This is a genomic window from Variovorax sp. OAS795 (assembly GCF_040546685.1).
Lineage (GTDB): Bacteria > Pseudomonadota > Gammaproteobacteria > Burkholderiales > Burkholderiaceae_C > Variovorax.
The window spans coordinates 2,161,527-2,185,869 of the sequence record NZ_JBEPOH010000001.1 but is presented as its reverse complement, the minus strand read 5'-3'; the positions used below and the strand labels follow the sequence as shown (position 1 = coordinate 2,185,869).

The 24,343-nt window shown below is 68.7% G+C and carries 21 protein-coding genes and 1 pseudogene; 10 read left to right on the top strand and 12 right to left on the bottom strand.

The features are described 5' to 3' along the window. Positions 1-30 precede the first annotated feature (30 nt). Positions 31-1,236 (bottom strand): CaiB/BaiF CoA transferase family protein, encoded by a 1,206-nt coding sequence (locus ABID97_RS10510; protein WP_354398439.1) that lies wholly within the window; start codon positions 1,234-1,236, stop codon positions 31-33. Further along, positions 1,233-2,192, bottom strand: a complete 960-nt coding sequence (locus ABID97_RS10505) for a hydroxymethylglutaryl-CoA lyase (protein ID WP_354401729.1) — start codon at positions 2,190-2,192, stop codon at positions 1,233-1,235. Before ABID97_RS10505 ends, ABID97_RS10510 begins: the two co-directional genes overlap by 4 nt. Positions 2,193-2,332: 140 nt before the next feature. On the opposite strand from ABID97_RS10505, the gene ABID97_RS10500 reads away from it, so the two are divergent. Together ABID97_RS10500 and ABID97_RS10495 are read left to right on the top strand one after the other, a co-directional pair. After that, complete coding sequence (locus ABID97_RS10500) at positions 2,333-3,250, top strand: LysR family transcriptional regulator (RefSeq protein WP_354398438.1); 918 nt, start codon at positions 2,333-2,335, stop codon at positions 3,248-3,250. Positions 3,251-3,341: 91 nt separating this feature from the next. Then, positions 3,342-4,076: a DsbA family protein gene (locus ABID97_RS10495; protein WP_354398437.1), complete on the top strand. Its 735-nt coding sequence runs from the start codon at positions 3,342-3,344 to the stop codon at positions 4,074-4,076. 19 nt (positions 4,077-4,095) lie between these two features. On the opposite strand, the gene ABID97_RS10490 is transcribed toward ABID97_RS10495, so the two are convergent. The 9 genes from ABID97_RS10490 to ABID97_RS10450 all read right to left on the bottom strand — a co-directional run bounded on the left by ABID97_RS10490 (position 4,096) and on the right by ABID97_RS10450 (position 13,523). Beyond that, positions 4,096-5,793: a tannase/feruloyl esterase family alpha/beta hydrolase gene (locus ABID97_RS10490; protein WP_354398436.1), complete on the bottom strand. Its 1,698-nt coding sequence runs from the start codon at positions 5,791-5,793 to the stop codon at positions 4,096-4,098. 31 nt (positions 5,794-5,824) lie between these two features. Beyond that, entirely contained in the window at positions 5,825-6,529 is a 705-nt protein-coding gene (locus ABID97_RS10485) for an ABC transporter ATP-binding protein (protein WP_354398435.1), read from the bottom strand. Beyond that, positions 6,522-7,283 (bottom strand): ABC transporter ATP-binding protein, encoded by a 762-nt coding sequence (locus tag ABID97_RS10480; RefSeq protein WP_354398434.1) that lies wholly within the window; start codon positions 7,281-7,283, stop codon positions 6,522-6,524. Before ABID97_RS10480 ends, ABID97_RS10485 begins: the two co-directional genes overlap by 8 nt. Beyond that, positions 7,280-8,263, bottom strand: a complete 984-nt coding sequence (locus tag ABID97_RS10475) for a branched-chain amino acid ABC transporter permease (protein WP_354398433.1) — start codon at positions 8,261-8,263, stop codon at positions 7,280-7,282. Before ABID97_RS10475 ends, ABID97_RS10480 begins: the two co-directional genes overlap by 4 nt. After that, a complete protein-coding gene (locus ABID97_RS10470) occupies positions 8,264-9,136 on the bottom strand; it encodes a branched-chain amino acid ABC transporter permease (protein ID WP_354398432.1) in 873 nt (290 codons plus the stop codon). It lies immediately after the preceding gene. A 160-nt stretch (positions 9,137-9,296) separates the two neighbouring features. After that, positions 9,297-10,472, bottom strand: coding sequence for an ABC transporter substrate-binding protein (locus tag ABID97_RS10465; protein ID WP_354398431.1), 1,176 nt, complete (start codon positions 10,470-10,472; stop codon positions 9,297-9,299). A gap of 149 nt (positions 10,473-10,621) precedes the next feature. Further along, on the bottom strand, positions 10,622-11,608 hold the full coding sequence (locus ABID97_RS10460; RefSeq protein WP_354398430.1) for a PDR/VanB family oxidoreductase: 987 nt from the start codon (positions 11,606-11,608) through the stop codon (positions 10,622-10,624). Positions 11,609-11,643: 35 nt separating this feature from the next. Then, positions 11,644-12,420 (bottom strand): GntR family transcriptional regulator, encoded by a 777-nt coding sequence (locus ABID97_RS10455; RefSeq protein WP_354398429.1) that lies wholly within the window; start codon positions 12,418-12,420, stop codon positions 11,644-11,646. Then, positions 12,417-13,523, bottom strand: coding sequence for an aromatic ring-hydroxylating dioxygenase subunit alpha (locus ABID97_RS10450; protein ID WP_354398428.1), 1,107 nt, complete (start codon positions 13,521-13,523; stop codon positions 12,417-12,419). The genes ABID97_RS10455 and ABID97_RS10450 overlap by 4 nt, the downstream gene beginning before the upstream one ends. 144 nt (positions 13,524-13,667) lie before the next feature. On the opposite strand from ABID97_RS10450, the gene ABID97_RS10445 reads away from it, so the two are divergent. From ABID97_RS10445 to ABID97_RS10435, 3 genes are read left to right on the top strand one after another with little or no spacing between them, the layout of a single operon-like run. Then, positions 13,668-14,789 (top strand): 5-methyltetrahydropteroyltriglutamate--homocysteine S-methyltransferase, encoded by a 1,122-nt coding sequence (locus tag ABID97_RS10445; protein WP_354398427.1) that lies wholly within the window; start codon positions 13,668-13,670, stop codon positions 14,787-14,789. 27 nt (positions 14,790-14,816) lie between these two features. Then, the gene (locus ABID97_RS10440) at positions 14,817-15,494 is read left to right on the top strand and encodes a glutathione S-transferase family protein (RefSeq protein ID WP_354398426.1); all 678 of its coding nucleotides are present in this window, start codon (positions 14,817-14,819) and stop codon (positions 15,492-15,494) included. Positions 15,495-15,535: 41 nt separating this feature from the next. After that, the gene (locus ABID97_RS10435; protein WP_354398425.1) at positions 15,536-16,915 is read left to right on the top strand and encodes a phospholipase D-like domain-containing protein; all 1,380 of its coding nucleotides are present in this window, start codon (positions 15,536-15,538) and stop codon (positions 16,913-16,915) included. Here ABID97_RS10435 and ABID97_RS10430 read toward each other — a convergent pair. After that, complete coding sequence (locus ABID97_RS10430) at positions 16,893-17,618, bottom strand: TetR/AcrR family transcriptional regulator (protein ID WP_354398424.1); 726 nt, start codon at positions 17,616-17,618, stop codon at positions 16,893-16,895. The two genes, ABID97_RS10435 and ABID97_RS10430, sit on opposite strands and share 23 nt — an antisense overlap. Before the next feature lie 102 nt (positions 17,619-17,720). Between ABID97_RS10430 and ABID97_RS10425 the strand changes: the two genes are divergently transcribed. From ABID97_RS10425 to ABID97_RS10405, 5 genes and pseudogenes are all read left to right on the top strand, one after another. Then, positions 17,721-18,740, top strand: a complete 1,020-nt coding sequence (locus ABID97_RS10425; RefSeq protein ID WP_354398423.1) for an HlyD family secretion protein — start codon at positions 17,721-17,723, stop codon at positions 18,738-18,740. Then, positions 18,740-20,539, top strand: coding sequence for an ATP-binding cassette domain-containing protein (locus ABID97_RS10420; RefSeq protein ID WP_354398422.1), 1,800 nt, complete (start codon positions 18,740-18,742; stop codon positions 20,537-20,539). The genes ABID97_RS10425 and ABID97_RS10420 overlap by 1 nt, the downstream gene beginning before the upstream one ends. Continuing rightward, complete coding sequence (locus ABID97_RS10415) at positions 20,536-21,675, top strand: ABC transporter permease (RefSeq protein ID WP_354398421.1); 1,140 nt, start codon at positions 20,536-20,538, stop codon at positions 21,673-21,675. Before ABID97_RS10420 ends, ABID97_RS10415 begins: the two co-directional genes overlap by 4 nt. Positions 21,676-21,688: 13 nt before the next feature. Beyond that, positions 21,689-22,807, top strand: a complete 1,119-nt coding sequence (locus ABID97_RS10410) for an ABC transporter permease (protein ID WP_354398420.1) — start codon at positions 21,689-21,691, stop codon at positions 22,805-22,807. Between the two features lie 15 nt (positions 22,808-22,822). Further along, positions 22,823-24,262: pseudogene (locus ABID97_RS10405) on the top strand (efflux transporter outer membrane subunit); the annotation flags it as partial. Positions 24,263-24,343: the final 81 nt, after the last annotated feature.

Genomic DNA, 24,343 nt, shown 5'->3' with positions numbered 1-24,343 from the left:
GCTTTGTCTCTCTTTATGGTTCCGAGGAAATCAGGCGACGGCCGACTCGGCCCGCATGGCCGCCATCTGCGACTCCGCGTAGCCGAGTTCGGCCAGCAGTTCGCGTGTGTGCTCGCCGAGCGTCGGCGGGTCCAGGCGCACGCCCAGGCGCTCGCCGCCCAAGGTGATCGGAAACAGCGCGGTCTGCGCCGTCTGTCCCGCGCGTTCGCCGTCGGGCAGGCGGATGTCGGCCAGGCCACCGGTGGCTTTCAGGTGCGGATCCTCGTAGAGATCCTCGGGCCGCACGATGGGCGCGAAAGGCAGCCCGCGCGCCTCGAAGATCGCCGACAGCTCGGCCGCCGGCCGGTCGGCCAGGCGCTTGCGCAGGTCCGCCAACAGCGCGGGCCGCACGCGGACCCTGTCGTTGTTGGTGCGCAAGGCGGGGTCTGCCTTCAGGTCGTCGAAGCCCATGGCATCGCAGAACACCGTCCATTGCGCGTCGCTCACGGCGGCCAGGAAGATCTGCTCGCCGTCCTTCACGGTGAACACGTCGTACAGCGCCCAGGCCGAGATGCGCTCGGGCATCGGCGCCGCGGCCTGCCCCGTGATGGCGTACTGCAGCATGTGCTGGCCGACCAGGAACACGTTGTTCTCGAACAGCGAGGACTGCACTTCCTGGCCCTTGCCTGTCTGCGCGCGCTGCATCAGCGCGGCCATGGCGCCGATGGCACCGAACATGCCGCCCATGATGTCGTTCACGCTGGTGCCCGCGCGCAGTGGATCGCCGGGCCGGCCGGTCATGTAGGCCAGGCCGCCCATCATCTGCACCACCTCGTCGAGCGCGGTGCGGTGCTCGTAGGGGCCGGGCAGGAAGCCGGTGTGGTTCACGTACACCAGCCGCGGGTTCAGCTTGCTGAGCGCAGCATGGCCGAGCCCGTATTTGTCCATGGTGCCAGGCCTGAAATTCTGCGCCACCACGTCCGCCGTGGCACACAGGCGCAGCGCCGCCTCCAGCCCCTGCGGATGCCGAAGGTCGAGCGCGATGCTTTTCTTGTTGCGGTTGAACATCGGGAAGAAACCGGCGCCCGCGCCCAGCAGCTGCCGCGTGCGGTCGCCATCGATGGGCTCGACCTTGATCACCTCCGCGCCCAGGTCGGCCAGCACCATGCCGCAGGTCGGACCCATGACCATGTGGGTGAACTCGACCACGCGGATGCCGGTGAGCGGCAGGCGTTTTTCTTCGGGGGTCGCGTTCATGCCATGGCTCCCGCCGCTGCACCCGCTGTCGTGGCGAAGGTCTTCGGGAAGCCCGCGCGCCACACGGTGCCCTGCAGTGTCTCGCCCTCGAGCCACCCGGCCACGCGCCGGCGCAGGTCGAGCAGCTTCGGCAGGTCGACACCGGTGCCGACGCCCATGCTCTCGAGCATGAAGACGAGGTCTTCGGTGTCGACATTGCCGCTGGCGCCGGGCGCATGCGGGCAACCGCCGATGCCGGCCAGGCAGGCATCGAATCGCGCAATGTCGACTTCGAGCGCCGCATACACGTTGGCAAGCCCCAGGCCGCGCGTGTCGTGGAAATGGCCGCACCACAGCCGGTCGCCCGCGATGCGCCTTGCGCGCTCGAACAGGCTGCGGACCATGGCGGGATCCGCGTAGCCCACGGTGTCGGCCAGGCTCACGCGGTCGGCGCCGGCGTCGAGCAGCGCCTGCATCAGCCTCAGCACCTCGCCGGTCTCCACATGGCCCTGGAGGGTGCAGCCGAACGCAGTGCCCACGCCGCCTTCGATCAGAGTCTTCGAACCGGAAGCATCACGCGCGGCGCGGATGCGGGCGACCTCGGCCACCACCTCGTCGGGCGTCTTGCGCAGGTTGGCAAGGCTGTGGGCATGGCTGGCCGACAGCGGCACCATCATGAGATCGGCCTCGCCCGCAATGGCGAGTTCCGCGCCCCGCAGGTTGGGCACCAGCACCGAGGCAAAAAGCCCCGGCAGCGTCTTTGCATAGGCCAGCAGCTCGGCCGTGTCGGCCAGTTGCGGCAGCAGGCGCGCCGGCACGAAGGAACCGACTTCGATCTCGCGCTGCCCGGCGGCATGCGCGTCGCGGATCCATTCGAGCTTCTGTGCCGTGGGCAAGGTTCTCGCGATGCTCTGCAGGCCATCGCGCAGGCCCACTTCGCGGACCACCGCGCAAGGCGGCAGGAAGGCGTGCGCCAAGGGCGCCATCGAGGTGTCGGTCAAGGTGTCTCCTTTGAAGGCTGGGCCTGATATTAGAAGTTCCGTCTTGATTCAGAAAATAGATCTTGGAAGCCAATTCGTTCCAAAATGGAATACCACACCCGATCGACCGGAACACCATGCGCGACCTCGACCTGACCACCCTCCGCCTCTTTGTCTCCGTGTGCGAAACGCGCAGCATCGCGCGCGCGGGCGAGCAGGCCAGCATCGTCGGCTCGGCCATCAGCAAGCGCCTGGCGCAGCTCGAAGACGCGGTCGGCACGCCCCTCCTGCTGCGCAAGCGGCGCGGCGTGGTGCCGACCGCCGCCGGCGAAACGCTGCTGGAACATGCGCGCGCCATGCTCGGCAGCGCCCAGCGCATCGAGCGGGACATGGCGGCCTATGCCGGCGGCGCCCGGGGGCATGTGCGCATCCTCGCCTCGGCCTCGGTGCTGGCCGAATCGCTGGCCGAGGACGTCGCCAACTTTCTGCAGAACCCGGCGCACCGCGGCATCCGCGTCGACATGGAAGAGCGCGTGAGCCCGGAGATCGTGCGCGGCATCCGCGAAGGCAGCGCGTCGATCGGCCTGTGCTGGGACGCCGCCGACCTCGACGGCCTGCAGCGGCGCAGCTACCGCAGCGACCACCTGGCGATCGTGGCCCACCCCTCGCATCCCGCGGCGCGCCGCGGCAAGGTGCGGTTCGAGGACGTGCTGGACCACGAGTTCGTCGGCATGCCCGCGCTGAGCGCCGTGCAGCTGATGCTCGCGCGCGAGGCGGCGGTGGCCGGCAAGCCGCTGGTGTACCGCGTCCTGGTGACCAACTTCGACGCCGCCCTGCGGGTGGTGCGCGCCGGGCTCGCGATCAGCGTGGTGCCTGCGGAAGTGGCGCAGCCCTTTGCCGACACCTACCGCCTGCGGCTGATGCCGCTCACCGACGTCTGGGCGCGCCGCCGCTTCGCGATCTGCTTTCGCGACGAGGCGGCCCTGTCGCTCTCGGCGCAATTGCTGGTCGCGCACCTGGAACGGTGCGCCACGGATCGGCCGGCCACATCCTGACTCGAACGGAATCAGAAACTGTCCGTTGGCAAAAGCGGGGTTTTTGTTCCTGTTGCCGGAACCTAACATCCGGGCAAAGGAAACGAATGCCATGAACGACAACACCCCTCCCGCGTCCGGCGCCACGCTGCACTACATCTTCGATCCGATGTGCGGCTGGTGCTATGCGGCCGCACCGCTGGTCGACGCGGCGCGCAACGTGCCGGGCCTTGCTGTCGCGTTCCACGGCGGCGGCATGATGACCGGTGCCAACCGGCGCGCCATCACGCCGCAGTGGCGCGAGTACGTGATGCCGCACGACCGCCGCATCGCCGAGCTCACGGGACAGCCCTTCGGCGAAGCCTACTTCGAAGGCCTGCTGCGCGACATCGGCGCGGTGATGGACTCGGAACCGCCGACCACCGCCATCCTCGCGGCCGAGGCGCTGCGCGCCGGTGGCGGGCTGGACATGATCCATCGGCTGCAGCGCGCGCACTACGTCGAAGGCCGGCGCATCGCCGACGCGCAGGTGCTCGCTGCGACGGCCCAGGAGCTCGGCTTCGATCCGGAGGCCTTTGCCTCCGCCTTCGCGCGACTGTCGGGCGAAGCAACCTCCAAGCACATGGCCGAAAGCCGCCAGTGGCTGCAGCGTGCGGGCGGCCAGGGCTTTCCGACCTTCGTGCTGGCGCAGGCCGACGGCACCGCGAGCCGCATCGAGATCGGCCCCTGGCTCGGCCGCACCGAGGAATGGAAGGCGCAACTGCCCAAGCTCGTTCCGCCCCTGCCCGCGCCGGAAGCGGCCACTGCCGGCGCCGCATCGTGCGGTCCCGGCAGCTGCGCGATGTGAGCCGTTCAGGCCGCTTTCGCTACCTGCTGCACTGGAAGCTCGCGGCCTGCGACACATCGCCGCCCGTGAAGCGCGGCCAAAGCGGCCACTCGCACAGGGGGCGGGCACGCACGGTCCTGAAGGGCGGCTGCACCCCCTGCTCGGCCAGCTGCAGGCCGGCCGGTGCGCGGCCGCGCTCGACCCAATCGGCCAAGGCACCGAGCATGTCGACGTTGGCCGGTGCGCCGCTGCCCACGTGGTCGACACCGGGCGCGGTGTACAGGCGCATGAAGCGGTCCGTGCTGTCGCGCCCCATGCGCGCCACCACCGATTCGTAATAAAGGATGCCCGCGAACGGGCTCTGCGCGTAGTCGGCCATGTGCTCCAGCACCAGCAGCTTGCCGCCGCGCGCTGCAAAGGCGGCAAGGTCGGGGTTGGTCGAATCCATCAGCTGCGACACGGTGGCGATGCGCGCGGCAAAGTCTTCCGCGCGGTAGTTGCGCACATCGAGGCTCGGATTGCGCGCGTAGAAATACTGCAGCGCCCCGCTGCCGTAGAACCATGCGATGCCGTTGCTCTGCTGCGGCGGCACGGTCGGCGCCGAGGTGCCGGTCCACCACGCGTTCCAGCCGCCCATCGACGCAAAGGCCGGCGTGCCTTCGCCGCCGATGCCCCAGCCCGGATACGCGGTCACGCCGTTGGCCAGCGGCACCGGTGAGCGCCACGGCGAGCGCAGCGTGCGCACCGCCTGCACCTGCGCATCGTTGAGGCAGTTGTCGCCGCTGGTGCCGGCGGCGCAGCGCAGGGTCGCGGGATCGAAGTGCTGCAGGCAGGCCACCGGGTTCGACACGATGCGGTCGGCGGCGCCGTCCGCGGCATCGCAAGCTGCGAGCACGGCGTTATGCACCAGCTGCACCTGCGCCGGCCGCAGCCATCCTTCGCCAAAGGTGGCGATGCCGTTGCGCGTGCCGGCGTGCTGCAGCCCGGTCCAGTTGATGACTGGCACGCGGCTGAAGATGCCGTCGAAATCCTGCGGGTAGCGCTGCGCCATGGTGAGCGCCTCGCGCCCGCCTTCGGAACTGCCGACGAAGTACAGCTTCTGCGGCGCTTGTCCGTAGGCGCGCTGCATCAGCGCCACCGCCACGTCGCGCACCTTCTTGTACGAAGCGTGCGCAAAGTTCACCAGCGCCTCGTCGTTGAGCGCAAAGGCCTGCGGCGGCTGGCCGGCCACGTTCTGGTGGCCGGAGTCGGTGCCGTAGGTCACGTAGCCCTGCGCGAGCGGCGTGGGCTGGTCGAAGCGGCCGGCCGGCACCAGCGAGAGGCCGGTGATCAGCACGCCGTTGAACCCGCCGCCGCCGTACTGCACGCTGCGGCCGTTCCATGCGAGCGGCAGGTTGACCTGGAACAGGATCGGCGGCGCGTTGGCATCGAGCGGCGCGATGCGGCCCAACACTTTGCAATGCGCAGGCGTCGGCGGCGTGATGCGCGATGCGGGGCTGGGGCCACGCTCCGCAACCGCGAGCGCGGAGGCCGGCACCAGCGTGGCCGAGTCGATGGTCGCCGCGCCGCTCGGCAGGCCGATGGCCGCGGGTGCGACCGGCGCCACGAGCGCCGCGCAGGCGGCCGCCGGGTTCGCACCGAGCGCAAGGCTCTGCGGACCGGTGGTGGTGCACGCCGCCAGCAGCACTGCCGAGGCCGCCATGGCGCCCCCGCGAATCAGTGTCTTCGGGATCGCCATGTGTCTGTCTCCTTCTTCTTCGTTGGAATCGCTATCGGGCCACGCCCAGCAACCGTTCGAGCACCTGCGGCTGGCTGCGCAATGCCGCGGCGCTGTCGGTGTGGACGATGGTGCCGTGATCGAGCACCACCGCGTGATCGGAAATCGCGAGGATGGCCTGCGGATGCTGCTCCACGATGACCGCGGCCAGCCCTTCGTCCTGCGTGATGCGGCGGATGGCACGCAGCAGCTCCTCGACGATGATCGGCGCCAGGCCTTCAAGCGGCTCGTCGAGCAGCAGCAGCCTGGGGTTGAGCACCAGCGCGCGGCCCACGGCCAGCATCTGCTGCTCGCCGCCCGAGAGCTGCGTGCCCAGGTTGGTCTTGCGCTCCGCCAGGCGCGGGAACATCTCGTAGACGCGCTGCGCATGCCACTTGCCCGGCCGCTCCACCGCGGTGAGGTTCTCGTGCACCGTGAGCGACTTGAAGATGTTGCGCTCCTGCGGCACCCAGCCGATGCCGGCCGCCGCGCGCTGGTGCGGCGCCAGCTTGTGCAGCGCCTGCCCGCCGAGCGTGATGGTTCCGCCGTGCTGCCGCGTGGCCCCCGCCAGCGTGTTGATCAGCGTGGTCTTGCCCGTGCCGTTGCGGCCCAGGAGCGCCAGCGTCTGGCCCTCGCCGAGCGCAAACGCCACGTCGTGCAGCACCACGGCTTCGCCGTAGCCCGCGCTCAGATTCTCAATGCGCAATAGCTCAGACATGAGCATGCTCTCCATGGCCCAGATAAACCTCTTTGACCTTCGGATCGGCGGCAATGGTTTCGGGATCGCCCTCGGTCAGCAACGTGCCGTTGACCAGCACTGTCATGCGATCGGCAAAGCTGAACACCAGGTCCATGTCGTGCTCGATCAGCAGCACGGACACGTCCGCCGGCAAGGCCGCCACGGTCTCCAGCAGCTCCTCGCGCTCGCCGGCGGGCACACCGGCCACGGGCTCGTCCAGCAGCAGCACGCGCGGCTCGCAGGCCAGCGCGATGGCAATCTCCAGCAAGCGGCGCTTGCCGTAGGCCATGAATTTCGTCTGCTGCTGCGCCACGTCGCCCAGATGGAACTGCTCGAGCAGTTCCGCCGCACGTTCCGTCACGGCCTGCGTGGCCCCGAGCGGCCGCCACCATTGCGACGCGATGCCCTGGTGCTGGGACACCACGAGCGCCAGCGTCTCCAGCGGAGTCATCGAGTCGAACAGCTGGTTGATCTGGAAGGTGCGCACCAGCCCGCGCGCCACGCGCTTGTGCGGCGCCAGCGTGGTGATGTCCTCACCCAGCAGCGAGATGCGGCCCGAGGTCGGCGTGAGCACGCCGGTCAGCAGGTTGATGAGCGTGGTCTTGCCGGCGCCGTTGGGTCCGATCAGCGCATGGCGCGCGCCGCGCTTGAGTTCCATCGTCACGTCGTTGGTCGCCGTGATGCCGCCGAAGCGCATCACCAGCCCTTGCGTCGAGAGCACGGTCTCGGTCATGCGCGACTCCCCTTCCTCTTGCCCAGCCACGTCCACGGCTTGAGCACGCGGTCGCGCCCCACCAGCACCAGCAGCACCAGCAAGAGGCCGATCCAGAACATCCAGTATTGCGGCGTCACGGCCGAAAGCCAGTTCTGCAGCAGCTTGAAGACAATGGCGCCCGCCACGCCGCCATAGAGCCAGCCCACGCCGCCGATCACCAGCATCAGCAGCACGTCGGCCGAACGATCGAAGGCCAGCACGTCGAGCGAGGCGAAGCCCGTGGTCTGCGCCAGCAGCGCGCCCGCGGCGCCGGCAATGCCCGCCGCCACGGTGTAGATGACCACGAGCCGCGACACCACGGGGATGCCGATCGCCATGGCACGCAGCCGGTTGTCGCGGATCGCCTTCAGCGTGGCGCCGAACGGCGAGTGAACCAGCCGGCGCATCACGAGGAACAGCACGAGCATGACGCTGAGCGAATACCAGGCGGCCGTGCGGCCGAACAGGTCGAACTCGAACAGCCCGAGCACCGGCCCCATCACCACGCCCTGCAGGCCGTCGGCGCCGCCCGTGAGCCAGTCGAGCTTGTTGGCGAGTTCGAGCAACAGCAGCGCGGTGCCGAGCGTGACCATCAGCCGCGTGAGGTCGCTGCCGCGCAGGATCGTCACGCTGGCCAGGAGCCCGAGCAAGGCCGACAGCACGGTGGCGACCACCAGTCCGACCGTGGGGTCCGGCATCACGAGCTTGGCGAACAGCGCGGCGGTGTAGGCCCCGAAGCCGAAGAAGGCCGCATGGCCGAGCGAGACGATGCCGGTGTAGCCGAGGATCAGGTCGAGCGACATCGCGAACAGCGCGACGATGGCGATCTCGTTGACCAGCAGCGAATGCGAAGGCATGACGAACGGCAGTGCGAAGGCCGCGGCCCACACCACGAACTCGAGCGGGCGCCAGCGGGCCTTGCGCAGCAATGCAGATTCGTACGAAGACGGTGCGCTCATTCAGCGGCCTCCCTTGCGCGTGAACAGGCCCTGGGGGCGCCACATCAGGATCAGGATCATGAGCAGGTAGACGGTGAACGCACCCATCTTCGGAATGAAATACTTGCCGGCCACGTCGGCAATGCCGAGCAGCAGCGCAGCCGCGAGCGGCCCGGTGATGGACGAGGTGCCGCCGACGGACACCACGATCAGGAAATAGATCATGTACTTGAGCGGAAAGGTCGGATCGAGCCCGAGGATCTCTGCGCCCAATGCACCGCCCAGCCCCGCAAGCCCGGAGCCCACCGCAAAAGTCAGCAGGAAGACGACGTTGACGTTGATGCCCAGCCCCGCCGCCACGCGCGGGTCATCGACCGCGGCGCGCAGCCGGCTGCCGAAGCGTGTCTTCGAGAGAATGAGCTGAAGCACCACGGTGAGCACGGCGCACACGGCGATGATGAAGAGGCGGTAGTGCCCCATGCCGAGCAGCAATGTGCCATCGCCCACCTCGGTGCGCCCGCGCAGCCATTCGGGCAGCTGGATGTTCTGCTGCGACGAACCGACGAAGTAGTCGACAGCCGCCACGGCCATGAACGCCAGGCCGATGGAGAACAGCACCTGGTCGAGGTGCGGCTTGCCGTACATCGGCCGGTAGAGCGTGCGCTCGAGCAGCGCTCCTGCCAGGGCCACCACGATGAACGCGAGCGGCAGGCAGGCCAGGAACGGCACGCCGAGCTTCTGCATCGCAAACACCGTGAGATACCCGCCCGCCATGGCAAAGGCCCCGTGCGCGAGGTTGATGAAATTCATCAGCCCGAGCGTCACGGCCAGCCCGACTGCGAGCACGAAGAGCAGCATGCCGTAGGCGATGCCGTCGAAGAGAATGGTGAGCATGCGGCTTGTCCTGGATGCAGTCGCGAATACGGGAACCGAACGCAGAAGGAAGACAAAACTACGCAGAAGCCGCAGAAGAAACCACGTTCATTCTGGGTCTCCTTCTGCGACTTCCTGCGAAACCTTCGCGAGCTCTGCGTTCGGCTGTCCGATCCCGTATCTACTTCGCTTTCCCCGGATCCTTCACGCCCTTGATCACGTCGAACTCGACGTTGTAGAGCTGTCCGTCCTTCTTCTCGACCTTGCGCAGGTACACGTCCTGCACGATGTCGCGCGTCTGCGCATCGATGTACACCGGACCGCGCGGGCTCTCGAAGATCTGGCCCTTCATGGCCGCGAGCAGCGCGTCGCCGCCGCCCTGGCCCTTCGTCGCCTTCAGCGCTTCGTAGATCACGCGCATGCCGTCATAGCCGCCCACGGCCATGAAGTTGGGGCGCATCTTCGGGTTCGCCTTCTGGAAAGCGTCGACGAACTTCTTGTTGGCGGGCGACGGGTGCGCCGCCGAGTAGTGGTGCGAGGTGACCACGCCCAGCGCGCCGTCGCCCATGTCGTTGAGCTGGTCGTCATCGGTCACGTCGCCGGTGGCGATCATGCGGATGCCGGCCTTGTCCATGCCGCGCTCGAGAAACTGCTTCATCACCGCCGCGCCCGCGCCCGAGGGCACGAAGACGAACAGCGCATCGGGCTTGGCATCGCGCACCTTCTGCAGGAACGGCGCGAAGTCGGGGTTGCGCAGCGGCACGCGCAGCTTCTCGACCACCTTGCCGCCGTTGAGCTGGAAGCGCTCGCTGAAGAACTTCTCGGCGTCGTTGCCGGGGCCGTAGTCGGCCACCAGCGTGACCACCGACTTCACCCCGTTCTTCGGTGCCCAGTCGCCCATGGCCACCGACACCTGCGGCAGCGTGAAGCTGGTGCGCACGATGTAGGGCGAAGCCTCGGTGATGCTCGACGTGGCGGCGGCCATCACCACCTGCGGCGTCTTCGACTGCGTGGCCAGCGGCGCGGCGGCCAGCGCGGCCGGCGTGACGCCGAAGCCCGCGATCACGTTCACCTTGTCGTTGACGATGAGCTCCTGCGCCAGGCGCTTGGTCACGTCGGGCGTGGCCACGTCGTCCTTGATGATGAGCTCGATCTTCTTGCCCGCCACCGTGTCGCCGTTCTGCGCCATGTACAGCCGCGCCGCCGCTTCGATCTGCCGGCCGGTGGACGCCTGCTGCCCCGTCATGGGCAGGATCAGGCCGATCTTGAACTTGTTGGTGTCCTGCGCACTGGCGAGCGACATGGAAAGCGCAAGCGCCGTGAGGCCTGCGGTCTGGATGAGTTGGCGTCTTTGCATGAAGTTTTCCTTGAAGGCGAAAGCGGACCGGTCTATTTTTCAACACTTTGCAACATGCGGCGGAGCAGGCAATCACCTACTTCGCTCCGGGCGGCTGGCTTTGTTGCGCGATCAACAAATGAACTGCGCGATCATCGCGCAGCGTGTTTTCAGCTGTCGGGACGGTACGCGGAGTCGAGCGTGAGGGTGCCCACCGCGCGCGATACGCAGGCGCAGATGCGGGTGCCCGCCTCTTTCTCGTGCGCGCCCAGGAACACGTCGCGGTGATCCAGTTCGCCCTCCACCGCCAGCACGTCCATGGCGCACAGGCCGCATTCGCCGCGCTTGCAGTCGGAGAGCGTTTGTACGCCGGCGGCTTCGAGCGCTTCGAGCAAAGTGCAATCCGCCGGCACGGTGATCGCCAGGCCATGCCGGGGAATGCGCACTGTGAAGGCCTGCGTCGGAAGCCGGCCGCTGCTGCCGAAGGTCTCGAAGCGCAGGTCGGCCGGGGCGCGGCCCGCCGCCTGCCAGGCGCGCTTGACGGCTTCGAGCATCGGCACCGGACCGCAGGTGTAGAGCTGCCCCCCCGGAGGCAGGGCCGCGATGGCGGCCGCGAAGTCGATCGGCGCCGCGCCCTCGTGCACCTCGACCTGGCCGCCCAATGCGTCGCGCAACTTTTCGAGGTAGGCGAGTTCGCCCGCATGGCGCGCGCCGTAGAGCATCCTCACCGGCACGCCGCTGCGCCGTGCGTGATCGCCCAGGCGCTGGGCCATCATCACGAGCGGCGTGATGCCGATGCCGCCGGCCACCAGCAGGTACCCGGGCGCCGAGAGGTCCAGCGCAAAGTGGTTCTGCGGCGCGCCCACCTGCAGCCGGTCGCCCACGGCCAGGCGCCACATGGCGAGCGAGCCGCCGCGGCCATCGTCGAGCCGCTTGACCGCAATGCGCCAGCACTGGCCGTCGCCCTCCCCCACCAGCGAGTACGAGCGCGTCTGCAGCTTGCCATGGCCCGCCATCACCTGCACCTGCAGATGCGAGCCGGGCTCGTACGTGGCGGCAAAGCCCGTCTCGGGCCGCAGCTCGAACTCGCGCACCGTGGGTGTGACGTCGCGCAGCGCAACGACCTGCGCCTGCATCCATTGGAGATCGTTTTTCATCGGGAAGAGAACCAGCGGAAAGGGAAACCGGCCGCTCAGCCGCGGCGGCGGATCAGCTGCACGCCGGGCAGAGGCCGCTGCTCGGCGCCGCCGGGCATGCCGTGCAGCGCATCGCGCAGGTTGCGCCGCGCAATGCGGCTGTGCTCGCGCATCAGCGCCTCGGCGCGCGAGCCTTCGCCGGCCTCGATCGCGTCGAGCACCTGCAGGTGCTGGTCTTGCGCAATCACGAGCATGTCGCGCGCGGCGGGCGAGTTGGCCTGCACGACGACGAAGCCCGACGGCGAAGCGAACGGCAGGTTGACCACGCGCTCGAGCTGCTGCGCGATGACCGGGCTGGCCGCCATCTCGCACAGCAGTGCATGGAACTTCTCGTTGTGCGTCACGTAGCGCGAAAAAGCCGCGTCGTCGAGCGCGGGTTCGCGCAGCAGCTCGTCGATGCGCGCCAGGCAGGCGCGCGCCTCGCGCAGCACCACCGGCGGGGCGCCGCGCTCGGCTGCGAGACGCGCCACCAGGCCCTCGAGCGTGCCGCGCAGTTCGATGGCGTCGGCCACGTCGCGCTCGGAAAAGGTTCGCACCGCATAGCCGCCGTTGGGCAGCGCCTCGAGCAGGCCTTCCTGTTCCAGCCGCATCAGCGCGCTGCGCACCGGCGTGCGCGAGACTCCGAGCTGTTCGGAGATGGCCACTTCAGCAATGCGCGCACCGCCCGGCAGCTCGCCGGCCAGGATCATTTCGCGCAAGCGCAGCTGCGCCTTCACCGCCTGCGAGCTGCCGCCGTCGCCAGGCTCGATGGGGGATACGGCCGCGGTTTTCATGCCGTCTGCGTTCCCGCGGGGCGGATCGGAATCGCGGCGCGCGCGGGTGTTTCCTTCTCGATCATGCGGTCGATCAGGCGGCGCGCCCACATCGAGCCGGCGTCGATGTTGAGGTTGTAGAACTGGTGGCCGGGACGCTCGTCCATGGCTTTCTGCTGCGCCTCGAGCACGATCTCGTCCTCGCGGAAGATGCCGGCCACGCCTTCGCGCAGCTCGTGCGTGAGGCGCTGCTCGCCCAGGCAGTAGTTGCGCGCGAAGGCCCAGAAATAAAGGCAGGTCTTGTCGGTCTCGGGCGTGATGGTGTTGAGCACGTAGCCGTTCACGCCCTTGCTGCGGTCGCCGGGGTTGCCGTCCTTCGGCACCGCGCCGCTGCCCGCCTCGGCCACACCCACGTCGATGTTCACCGTGCACGGCCCTTCGAAGCGGATGATCTGCCAGCGGTCCACCTTGCCGATGTAGCCGCGCGCATGGCGGATCTGGCCGCCCCAGAACGGCGGCGGGTCGATGTTTTCCATCCAGCGCGTCACGGTGGCCGAGCGGTCGCCGTGGGTGGCGACAAAGGGGGCCTCGGCGACTTCGCGGCTGCCGATCGACGAACCGTGCACGAAGGTCTCGTGCGTCAGGTCCATGAGGTTGTCGACCACCAGCCGGTAGTCGCAGGCCACGCGGATCATCTTGCCGTCGCCGGCCCAGGCCGGGTCGTCGTTCCAGTGCATGTCGGGCACCAGCGCGGGGTCGGCCTTGGCCGGATCGCCGGGCCAGATCCAGATGAAGCGATGCTTCTCGACCACCGGGAAACTGCGCACGCAGGCCGAGGGATTGAGCGTCTCCTGGCTCGGCATGTGGGTGCATCGGCCCTGGCTGTTGTAGACCAGGCCGTGGTAGCCGCAGACCAGCTCGTCGCTTTCGAGGCGGCCGAGCGAGAGCGGCATCAGCCGATGCCAGCAGGCGTCTTCGAGCGCGGCCACCTGCCCGTCGGTGCGCCGGTACAGCACCAGCTTTTCGTTGCAGATCGTGCGCGGCAGCAGCGCATGACGCACTTCGACGTCGTAGGCGGCGGCATACCAGGCATTCAATGGAAAGGCGTTCGCGGGCGTTTTCATGGATACGCAATGTATACATAAACAAAGAAAATTCCACAGAATACACAGATATCAAGGGTAAACACTGACTTATGTGTATACACGCAAGATGGTTTCCAAGGCGATACGATGATCGACTCGTTTTCAGACACGACGGAGATTCCCATGTCCCAGCACGCCGCCCTGCCCGCCCGCTACGACCACGTCGGCAGCTTCTTGCGCCCCAAATACCTGCTCGAGGCGCGTGAGCAGAAAGCCAAGGGCGAGATCACGCCCGAGCAGTTGCGCAAGGTCGAAGACCAGGCCATCACCGAGATCGTCCGGTTCCAGGAAGACATCGGGCTGAAGAGCATCACCGACGGCGAGTTCCGCCGCACGTATTTCCACATCGACTTTCTCGACCAGCTCGGCGGCGTGAAGACCGACATCCCGGTCACCATCCGCAGGCCCGACGGCACCGAGGAACTCGCGCCGCCTGCCATGCGCGTGATCGACAAGGTGCGCCACGTCAAGGACATCCAGCTGGCGGACTTCCAGTACCTGAAGAGCCAGGTCTCGGCGGGCCGCACGCCCAAGGTGACGATTCCCTCGCCGACGATGCTGCACTTCCGCGGCGGCCGCGCAGGCATCAGCAAGGACGCGTATCCCGAACTCGACCCGGTGTTCTACGACGACGTGGCCAAGGCCTATGGCGACGAACTGCGCTCGCTGGCCGCGGCGGGATGCACCTACGTGCAGATGGACGACACCAATCTGGCCTACCTGTGCGACGAGCACATGCGCGAGGCGGCCCGCAAGCGCGGCGACGACCCGAACGAACTGCCGCACCGCTATGCCGCCTTCATCAACAAGGTGGTGGCGCAGAAGCCGCCGGGCATGCTGCTGGCCATGCACCTGTGCCGCGGCAACTTCAAGAGCACGCATGCCGCGGCCGGCAACTACGAGCCGGTGGCCGAGGCGCTCCTGAAGGAGATGGACCTGGACGCCTACTTCATGGAATACGACGACGCCCGCTCGGGCGACTTCAAGCCGCTGCGCTACCTGCCCAAGGGCAAGACCGTGGTGCTGGGCCTCGTGACCACCAAGTTCGGCCAGATGGAAGACAAGGACGAACTCAAGCGCCGCATCGAGGATGCCGCCAAGTACGCCCCGATCGAACAGCTCGCGCTGTCGCCGCAATGCGGCTTCTCGAGCACGGTGCACGGCAACAACATCGCGGTGGAAGCGCAGCGCAACAAGCTGCGCCTCGTGGTCGAGACGGCGCAGGAGGTCTGGGGCTCGACCTGACGCGCCATTTCTGGTGAAGTCGGGGGCATGACGAAGACCGCTACAAAAATCTACTCAGGCCCCCTCAGCATGTTCGGCGCGAAGGTGCAGATCGCCGCGCTCGAGAAAGGCATCGACTTCGACCTCGTCATGGTGCCGTTCACCAAGGACGACGCCTACGAGCCCAAGCACCCCGAGGTGCTGCGCGTGAGCCCGGTGAAGCAGCAGGTCCCGGTGCTGGTCGACGACGAAGTCGAACTGTTCGACTCCACGCAGATCTTCGAGTACCTCGAAGACCGCTACCCCGCGCCCGCGCTGTGGCCCCGGGGCGTTGCCGAACGGGCCCGCGCGCGGCAGCTCGAGCAGAAGTCGGACGAGGTCTTCTTCCCGAACGTGATCCGGCTCTTCGGCCTGCAGCACGACATGCAGAGCGCGCCCGCGGTGGCGGCCTGCGCCGCGTGCGCCCGCTACTACGACGAGATGGAAAGCCTGCTGGCCGCGCGCGAGTACCTGGCCGGACCCTACTCCTTCGCGGACATCGCCTTCTACATGGCCTGCATCTTCGCCGACCGAAAGGGTGCGCGGATGACGCCGGCCACGCCGCGCCTCGTGGCCTGGCGCGGCCGCATGGGCGAGCGGGACGCCGTGCGTACGGTGGTCGAGCCGATGATGCAGTTCCTGGCCTCCGAAGGGCGCGACGTGGCCTCGTTCCTGGTGCCGCGCTGACCGCTGGCGGCAACCCGCGGATCCTCAGGCATCATTGCCGCATGCCGAACACGCGACTCGACTGGCTGCCTTCACCCTCACAGCATTTTCTTGTCGTCACCTTCGCGCTGCTGGTCTACATACTGACCACGCGCGCGCGCCGCGAGCAGCGCGCGCCCACCACGGCCATTGCGTGGGTCATGGGGCTGGTGCTCATGCCCTACGTCATCCTGCCGATCTACCTGCTCTTCGGCCAGCGCAAGCTGCGCCCGGCCGGTTCTCCGCGGCCGCCGCGCTCGGTGCCGCCGGGCCACTGGGCGGCCGACCTGATCGAGAGCTTCGGCCTTGCGCCGCCGGGGCGCTGCGCGATCCGCCTGCATGCCGATGGCGAGGCAGCGCGCGAGGCGCTGTGGCAGGTGATCGACGGTGCGCGCGAGCGCATCGACGTGTGCACCTTCATCATCGGCGACGACGCGCTGGGCCGCGCAATCATCGCGCGGCTGGCGGAGCGTGCGCGCGAGGGCATCAAGGTGCGCGTGCTGCTCGATGGCTTCGGCGCGCTGACGCTGCCGCGCCGCCACTTCGAAGTGCTGTGCGCGGCGGGCGGCGAGGTCGCGGTGTTCCGCCCCTTCTTCAGCCTGCGCCGCATCGGGCCGCGCAACCTGCGCAACCACCGCAAGTTCACCATCGCGGACGACGGCTGGCTGTGGTCGGGCGGGCGCAACCTGGCGGGCGAATACTTCACCGGCAACGACAGGTACCCTGAAGCCTGGCGCGATCTTTCCTTCGACCTGCGCGGCAGCGTGGCCGCGGCCGCGGCGCGCCAGTTCGACCACGACTGGAGCTCGGTGCGCGGGCGCAAGGCGCGCGCCATCACGGCCGACGACATCGATGAAAGCACGGACGGCGCCATGGCGCAGTTCCTGCCGAGCGGCCCCGACCAGACCGAGGACACGGCCCACGCGCTGCTGATCGACGCCTGCTTCCGGGCCGAGCACCGGGTGCTCGCGATCACGCCCTACTTCGTGCCCGGCGACGGCTTGCGCGATGCGCTGCGGCTGGCCGCGCGGCGCGGCGTGGAAGTGACCATCGCCATCCCCGCGCAGTCGAACCACCGGCTGGCCGACTTCGTGCGCACGCGCGCCATGCGCGACCTGGCGCGCGCGGGCGTGAGCTTTCGCATGCTGCCCTTCATGGCGCACGCCAAGGCCGTGGTGGTCGACGACGAGCTGGCCATGTGCGGCTCCATCAACCTGGACCTGCGCAGCCTGCTGCTCAACCACGAGGCGGCGGTGGTGTTCTACGGCCCGCGCGAGATCGACTGGCTGGCCGAGTGGATCGGCACCACGGCTTCCGCCGGCGAGCCCTACCGCGCGCGGCGCCCGGGCCTGCTGCGCGACGTGGCCGAAGGGCTGCTGCTCACCGTCGCTTTCCAGCTGTAGGGCGCGCGGCGGCCTTGGCCTCCTTTGCCATGGCGTCGAGTCCGGCGAAGACATAGCGCATCAGGTCGTCCGCGAGGCCTTCGGCATTCTTCAGCGCCGGGAGCACCTCGCTGCGCAGGTTCCTGGGCGCCACCGTCATCACGATGCACGGGAGCACCACGAACAGCATGGCGCGCTGCACCGAGGGATGGTCGTCCGGCAGGTCCATGATGCCGCCGATCAAGCCTCGGATCAGCTTGGCCTTGGGCAACACCGCCTGACGGATCATCACCGGCAGGGCCGGCGACGGCGAGAGCGCCTCGCGCAGCACGACGCGGAATCCCCAGGGCGCCTTGGGCTGGCTGCCCATCTCGATCAGGTGCGTGAGAAATGCGCGCAGCTTGAGCCGCGGATCGGCCGCGGCGCTGGCCAGGCTGACCAGCTCGTCGATGCTCACGAGCTGGCGGTGCGCCTCGATCAGCACGGCCTCGTAGAGCCCGTCCCTGCTGCCGAAGTGGTAGTTCACGGCCGCCATGTTGGTGCCCGCGCGGGTGCAGATTTCCTTGCTGGTGCTCTCGGCAAAGCCGCGCTCCGCGAACAGCTGGCCGGCGGTTTCCAGGATGTGCAGGCGCGTGGTGCTGCCGTCGGGCCGGGAGGTGCGGGGAATGCGCGCCGCAGCCGGGCGCGGGGCGGGAGAAGGAGTGCTGGAAGAACGGGAAGCCATGGCCCGAGATTAATCGAATTGAAAAAATACTTCAAATTCAAATTTGAATTTGATAAGATCCGGGCCTCTCCCGATCTGGAACCCGGCAGGAGCCCGCCTCTCATGAACAAGAAACCCCTCATTGCCGCCGCCGTCCTGGTGCTGGCCGCCGCCGCAGGTGGCTGGTGGTACGCGCATCGTTCGGCCGAGCCGTCCAGCCAGCTCGTGCTGTACGGCAACGTCGACCTGCGCCAGGTCTCGCTGGCCTTCAACGCCAACGAGCGCGTCGCCGAACTCGCGGTGCGCGAGGGTGACCGTGTGCGGGCCGGGCAGCTGCTCGGAAGGCTGGACACCCGGTCGCTCGCGCTGCGCGTGGCGCAGTCGCAGGCGCGCATCGGCGTGCAGGAGCAGGCGCTGCTGCGCCTGAAGACCGGCAGCCGCCCCGAGGAACTCGCGCAGGCCGGCGCCCAGGTGGCCGCGGCGCAGGCCGATGCCGACCTTGCGCAGCAGCAGCTCGCGCGCCTGCAGTCCATCGGCCAGACCACCGCCGGCCGCGCCGTGAGCCAGCAGGACCTGGACAGCGCCCAGGCCCGCCGCAAGGTGGCGCTGGCGCAGCTGGACAACGTGCGCAGGGCGCAGCAGCTCGCCGTCGCCGGCCCGCGCAAGGAAGACATCGCGCAGGCGCAGGCCCAGCTCGAATCCGCGCGCGCCGACCTCGCGCTCATGAACCACCAGCTGGCCGAGGCCGAGCTCAAGGCCCCCATCGACGCCGTGGTGCGCGCCCGCCTGCTCGAGCCCGGCGACATGGCTTCTCCGCAGCGCCCGGCCTTCACGCTCGCGATCACCGATCCCAAGTGGGTGCGCGCCTATGTGGCCGAGCCCGACCTCGGCCGCGTCCAACCCGGCCAGGAAGCCCGCGTGACCACCGACAGCCAGCCCGGCCAGCCGATCATGGGCAAGGTGGGCTACATCTCGTCGGTGGCCGAGTTCACGCCCAAGACGGTGCAGACCGAGGAGCTGCGCAGCAGCCTGGTCTACGAGATCCGCGTCATGGTCGACGACAGGGAAGACCGCCTGCGGCTCGGCATGCCGGCCACCGTGCGGCTGCAGCTCGCCGCCCCCGCATCCACCGGCAAGCCCTGATGCATGCCACCGGGCCCGCCGTGGCCGCCCGCTCCCTGCACAAGCGCTTCGTCGCCAAGGCCTCGAAGCAGGTGGTGCGCGCACTCGGCGGCGTGTCGCTCGACGTGGCGGCAGGCACGCTCACCGCGCTGGTCGGACCCGACGGCGCGGGCAAGACCACGCTGCTGCGCCTCATGGCCGGCCTGATGCGCGCCGACGAGGGCGAACTGCGCGTGCTCGGCATCGACGTGTCCGCCGACCCTCAAGCGGTGCAGGACCGCATCAGCTACATGCCCCAGCGCTTCGGGCTCTATGAAGACCTGAGCGTGCAGGAGAACCTCGACCTCTACGCCGACCTGCACGGGGTTTCTGCCGGAAAACGCCGCGAGCGCTATGCGCGCCTGATGGAAATGACCGACCTCGGCCGCTTCACCGCTCGTCCGGCGGGCAAACTCTCCGGCGGCATGAAGCAGAAACTCGGCCTGGCCTGCGCGCTGGTGCGTTCGCCCGACCTGCTGCTGCTCGACGAGCCCACGGTGGGCGTCGATCCGCTCTCGCGGCGCGAGCTCTGGCAGATCGTGCAGCAGCTGGTCGACGACGAAAAGCTCTCGGTCATCGTGAGCACCGCATACCTCGACGAAGCCGAGCGCTGCAGCCAGGTGTTCGTGCTGCAGGAAGGCCAGTTGATCGCCGAGGGCACGCCAGCCGAGATCCGTGGCCGCGCGGAGGGCCTGTGCTTCGTCGCCACGCCGCCGGCCGGCGAGGCGCCGCGTTGGATGCAGGCCCGCCTGCTCGACGCGCACCAGGACATCGTCGACGCCGTGCCGCACGGCGGCGAGGTGCACTTCATCCGCCGCCAGGGCGCGACCGACGCGGCGCTTGCCGCACTGCTGGCGGGCGCACGCGCCGAGCCGGTGCCGCCTCGCCTCGAAGACGGTTTCATGATGCTGCTGCGCACGCAGCGGGGTGCTCCCACAGACATGGCGCCGGCCGCGCCCCCGGGCCCTGCAACTGCCAAGGGACAGCCCGGTGAAATCGTCATCGAGGTGAAAGACCTGGTGCGCCGATTCGGCGATTTCGTGGCCGTGGCGAGCACCAGCTTTTCGGTGCGGCGCGGCGAGATCTTCGGCCTGCTCGGCCCCAACGGCGCGGGCAAGACCACCACCTTCCGCATGCTCTGCGGACTGCTGCCTGCGAGCGGCGGACAGCTGCGCGTGGCCGGCGTCGACCTGCGCCATGCCCGCGCGCAAGCCCGCCAGCGCATCGGCTACGTGTCGCAGAAGTTCGCGCTCTACGGCAACCTCACGGTGCGCGAGAACCTCTCGTTCTTCGGCGGCGCCTACGGGCTGCGCGGAGACAGGCTGCGCGAACGCATGGACACCGTGCTGAGGCAGTTCGACCTGGGACGTGAACTCGACGCGCCCAGCGGACAGCTGCCCGGCGGCTACAAGCAGCGCCTGGCGATGGCGACCGGCCTGCTGCACGAGCCCGAGATCCTGTTCCTGGACGAGCCGACCAGCGGCGCCGACCCGCTGGCGCGGCGCGAGTTCTGGCGCCGCATCACGGCGCTGGCCGAAGGCGGCACCACCATCGTCATCACGACGCACTTCATGGAAGAGGCCGAATACTGCGACCGCATCGTGATCCAGGATGCGGGCAAGGTACTGGCCATCGGCACGCCGCGTGAAGTGCGCCTGCAGGCGCTCGACGGAGAGGAAGGCGAAAGGCGCATCGACATGGAACAGGCCTTCATCGGCATCGTCGAGAAGGCGCGCACGCAAGGCAGGAAATCCTCGACGCAAGCAAAGGCCGTGCAATGAACGCGAAATTCTGGTTGCGGCTGGTCTCGCTCACGCGCAAGGAATTCCGCCAGCTGCTGCGCGACCGCAGCAACCTGGCCATCGGCATCCTGCTGCCGATGGTGCTGATCCTGATCTTCGGCTACGGCATGTCGCTCGACGTGAAGAACGCGCCGGTGGGGGTGGTGCTCGAAGACCCCTCGCCCACGGCGCACGAAGCCATTGCGGGCCTGCAGCTCTCGCCGACCATCGCGCCCGTGCTGCTGGCCTCCATGCACGACGCCGAGGCCCTGATGCGGGAACGCAAGATCGACGGCATCGTGCGCGTGCCCTCCGATTTCAGCCGTTCGCTCGCTGCGGGCAACGCGCGCGTGCAGCTCATCGTTCACGGGGCGGACGCCGGGCGCGCGTCCATCATCCAGGCTTATGTGAGCGGCGCCCTCGCGCAGGCGGCCGTGCGCCGGGCCGATCGCGGCGGCAGGGCCGGCGGCGCGGACGCTCCCGCAACGGGCCGCGTGACCGTGGAGCAGCGCATGTGGTTCAACGCCGCGAACACCAGCACCTGGTACCTCGTGCCAGGTCTCATCGTGCTGATCATGACCCTGGTCGGCGCCTTTCTCACCGCGCTGGTCATGGCCCGCGAATGGGAGCGCGGCACGCTCGAGGCGTTGTTCGTCACGCCGGTGCGGCCGGTGGAAATACTGCTGGCCAAGATCATTCCGTACTTCGCGGTCGGCATGCTGGGTCTGGCGCTGTGCCTTCTGGCTGCGCGCTTTCTCTTTGCAGTGCCGATGCACGGCTCGCTGCTCGTGGTGGTGCTCAGCTCGATGCTCTACCTGATCGTGGCGGTGAGCCTGGGATTGGTGATCTCGTCGGTCACGCGCAACCAGTTCCTTGCCAGCCAGGTGGCACTGATCGCGACCTTCATGCCGTCGATGATGCTGTCGGGCTTCCTGTTCGACCTGCGCAACGTGCCCACCGCCGTGCGCGTGATCGGCCACGTGCTGCCGGCCACCTATTTCATGGACCTGATCAAGACGCTGTTCCTTGCGGGCGACGTCTGGCCGCTGATCTGGCGCAACTGCGCGATCCTGACCGCCTATGCGGTGGGGCTGCTTTTGCTGGCCCGCGCCGTCACGCGCAAGAGCCTCGACTGAAGGACCCGCTGCCATGACCGACTTCCTGCTGCGCATCGCGAACCTCTGCCGGAAAGAGCTGCTCGCCATCTTCAAGGATCCGGCAAGCCGCGTGATCCTGTTCGTGCCGGCCATCATGCAGAGCCTGATCTTCGGCTACGGCGCCACCTACGACCTCTCGAACGTGCCCTATGCGTTGCTCGACCAGAGCCGCACGGGCGCATCGACCGAACTCATCGCACACCTGGACAGCACCGGCGTCTTCCATCGCGTGGCCACGCTGCGCACGCAGGCCGACATCCGCGAGGTGATCGACACCGAAGAGGCGCTGCTGGTGATCCAGATTGCGCCCAACTTCGAGCAGCAGCTCAGCGCGGGCCAGCCCGCGGCCGTCCAGCTGATCCTGGATGCGCGCAACTCCAACACCGCAGGTTCTGCGGCCGGCTACGTGAGCGCGGTGGTCGAGCGGTACAACGCCGAGCTGCGCACGCGCGCCGGCGCGCCGCCGAACCCGCTCACCATCGAGTCGCGTGCCTGGTTCAACCCAAACCTCGAAACACGGTGGAACCTGCTGCCCGGCCTGATCGCGGCGCTCAGCATGCTGCAGACGCTGCTGCTCACCGCGCTCTCGGTGGCACGCGAGCGCGAGCAAGGCACCTTCGACCAGCTGCTGGTCACGCCGATGTCGCCGCTCGAAATCATGATCGGCAAGGCACTGCCGCCGGTGCTGGTCGGCCTTGCGCAATCGACGCTCATCCTGCTGGTGGCGCTGTTCTGGTTCGGCATTCCGATGGCGGGCTCGCTGGCCACGCTCTACACCGGGCTGGTCTTCTTCACCGTGGCCAGCGTGGGCATCGGCCTGTCGATCTCCGCGGTGTCGGCCAACATGCAGCAGGCCATGCTCTACACCTTCGTGCTGCTGATGCCGATGATGCTGCTGTCGGGCCTGACCACGCCGGTGCGCAACATGCCGCAGGTGCTGCAGTCGATCACCATGGCCAACCCGCTGCGCTTTGCCATCGACCTGGTGCAGCGCGTGTACCTGGAGGGCGTGGGCCTGGGCACGGTGTGGCACGACCTCGTTCCGCTTTCCATCATCGCCATCGTCACGCTGCCGCTGGCAGCCTGGCTGTTTCGCCATCGCCTGGCCTGAACCCCGGAGCTTCCCATGCCTGCCTCACGCCTCCTCGTTTCCTGTTCCGCGCTCATGCTCCTTCTCGCCGGTTGTGCCGTGGGGCCGGACCACCGGCCTGCGCAAGCGCCGGCGCCGGCGGATTGGTCTGCAGGGCACGGCGGCTCGCCGGCACTGCTCGGGCCCGAGCGGAATGCCGCGCCCGTGGGCACCCCGTCCGGCGACTGGAAAGCCTTCGGCGATCCGCTGCTCGACCGCCTGCTCGCGCTATCGCTGCAGGCCAACCATGACCTCCAGACCGCCGCGCTGCGCTTTGCGCAAAGCCGCGTCCAGCGCACCGCGGCGGCATCGCAGCAGGGACCGCAGCTCGGCGCCAGCGGCGGCATCAACCGGCAGCGGCAAAGCGAAACCGGCGCCGCCACACGCATGATCGATGCGCTGGGTTCGTCGGTGGCCAACCGCGACCAGCTGATCCGCAATCTGAGCGAGCCCTACAACCTCTACCAGGCCGGCTTCGATGCATCATGGGAAATCGACCTGTGGGGCCGCGTGCGGCGCAGCATCGAGGCCGCCGATGCGGACTCCGGCGCCTCGGCCGCGTTGTTGCGGCAGGCGCAGCAGAGCGTGCAGGCCGAGGTGGCGCGCAGCTACTTCGAGTTGCGCGGCGCGCAGCGCGAGCTGCGGCTGGCGCGCGCCGACGTCGCGGCCGCGGCCGAAGCGCTCGAGCTGGTGCAGGCCCGTGCCGACGGCGGCCTGGTGGCCGACCTCGACCCCACGCGCCAGCGCACGCAGCTGGCCGAGCTCAAGGCGCGCCTTCCGATGCTGTTGCAGCAGGAAGCGCAGGCCATGAACCAGATCACGCTGCTGGCCGGCGCGTTGCCGGGCGCGCTGAACGCCGAACTCGCCGAGCCGCCTTCGGACGGAACGATCGACACGCGCCAGGCGCTGGCCGCGCCGCAACTGCCCGACCTCGCCCTCGGGCTGCCTTCGGACCTCGTGCGCCGTCGCCCCGACATTGCCGCAGCGGAGGCGCAACTGCATGCCGCCACCGCCCGCATCGGCGTGGCCGTGGCCGACCTCTACCCGCGCGTGACGCTCGGTGCGGGCTTCGGCTTCGAATCGGCCGGCAGCGAGCGGTTCGGCGAATGGGGCAGCCGCCAATGGCACGTCGGCCCTTCGATCAGCCTGCCGATCTTCGACCACGGACGTCGCCGCAGCACCGTGACCCTGCGCGAGCTGCAGCAGCAGGAGGCCGCGGTGGCTTTCCAGCAGGCGGTGCTCAAGGCGTGGCACGAGATCGATTCGGCGCTGAGCGCCTACACGGCCGAGCGCCAGCGCCATGCGGAGCTGGTCGAGCGCGAGCGCAACAGCCGCGACGCGCTCACGCTGGCGCATGCGCGCTATGCGAACGGGCTGACGGATTTCGGCGTCGAGCTCGACGCCCGCCGCACGCTGCTGCAGGCGCGGCGCGACCAGGTGCAGAGCGCGAGCCGCATGGCGGTCGGCCTGGTGGCAATCTACAAGGCGCTCGGCGGTGCCGCGCCGTCCGGGGCCGCC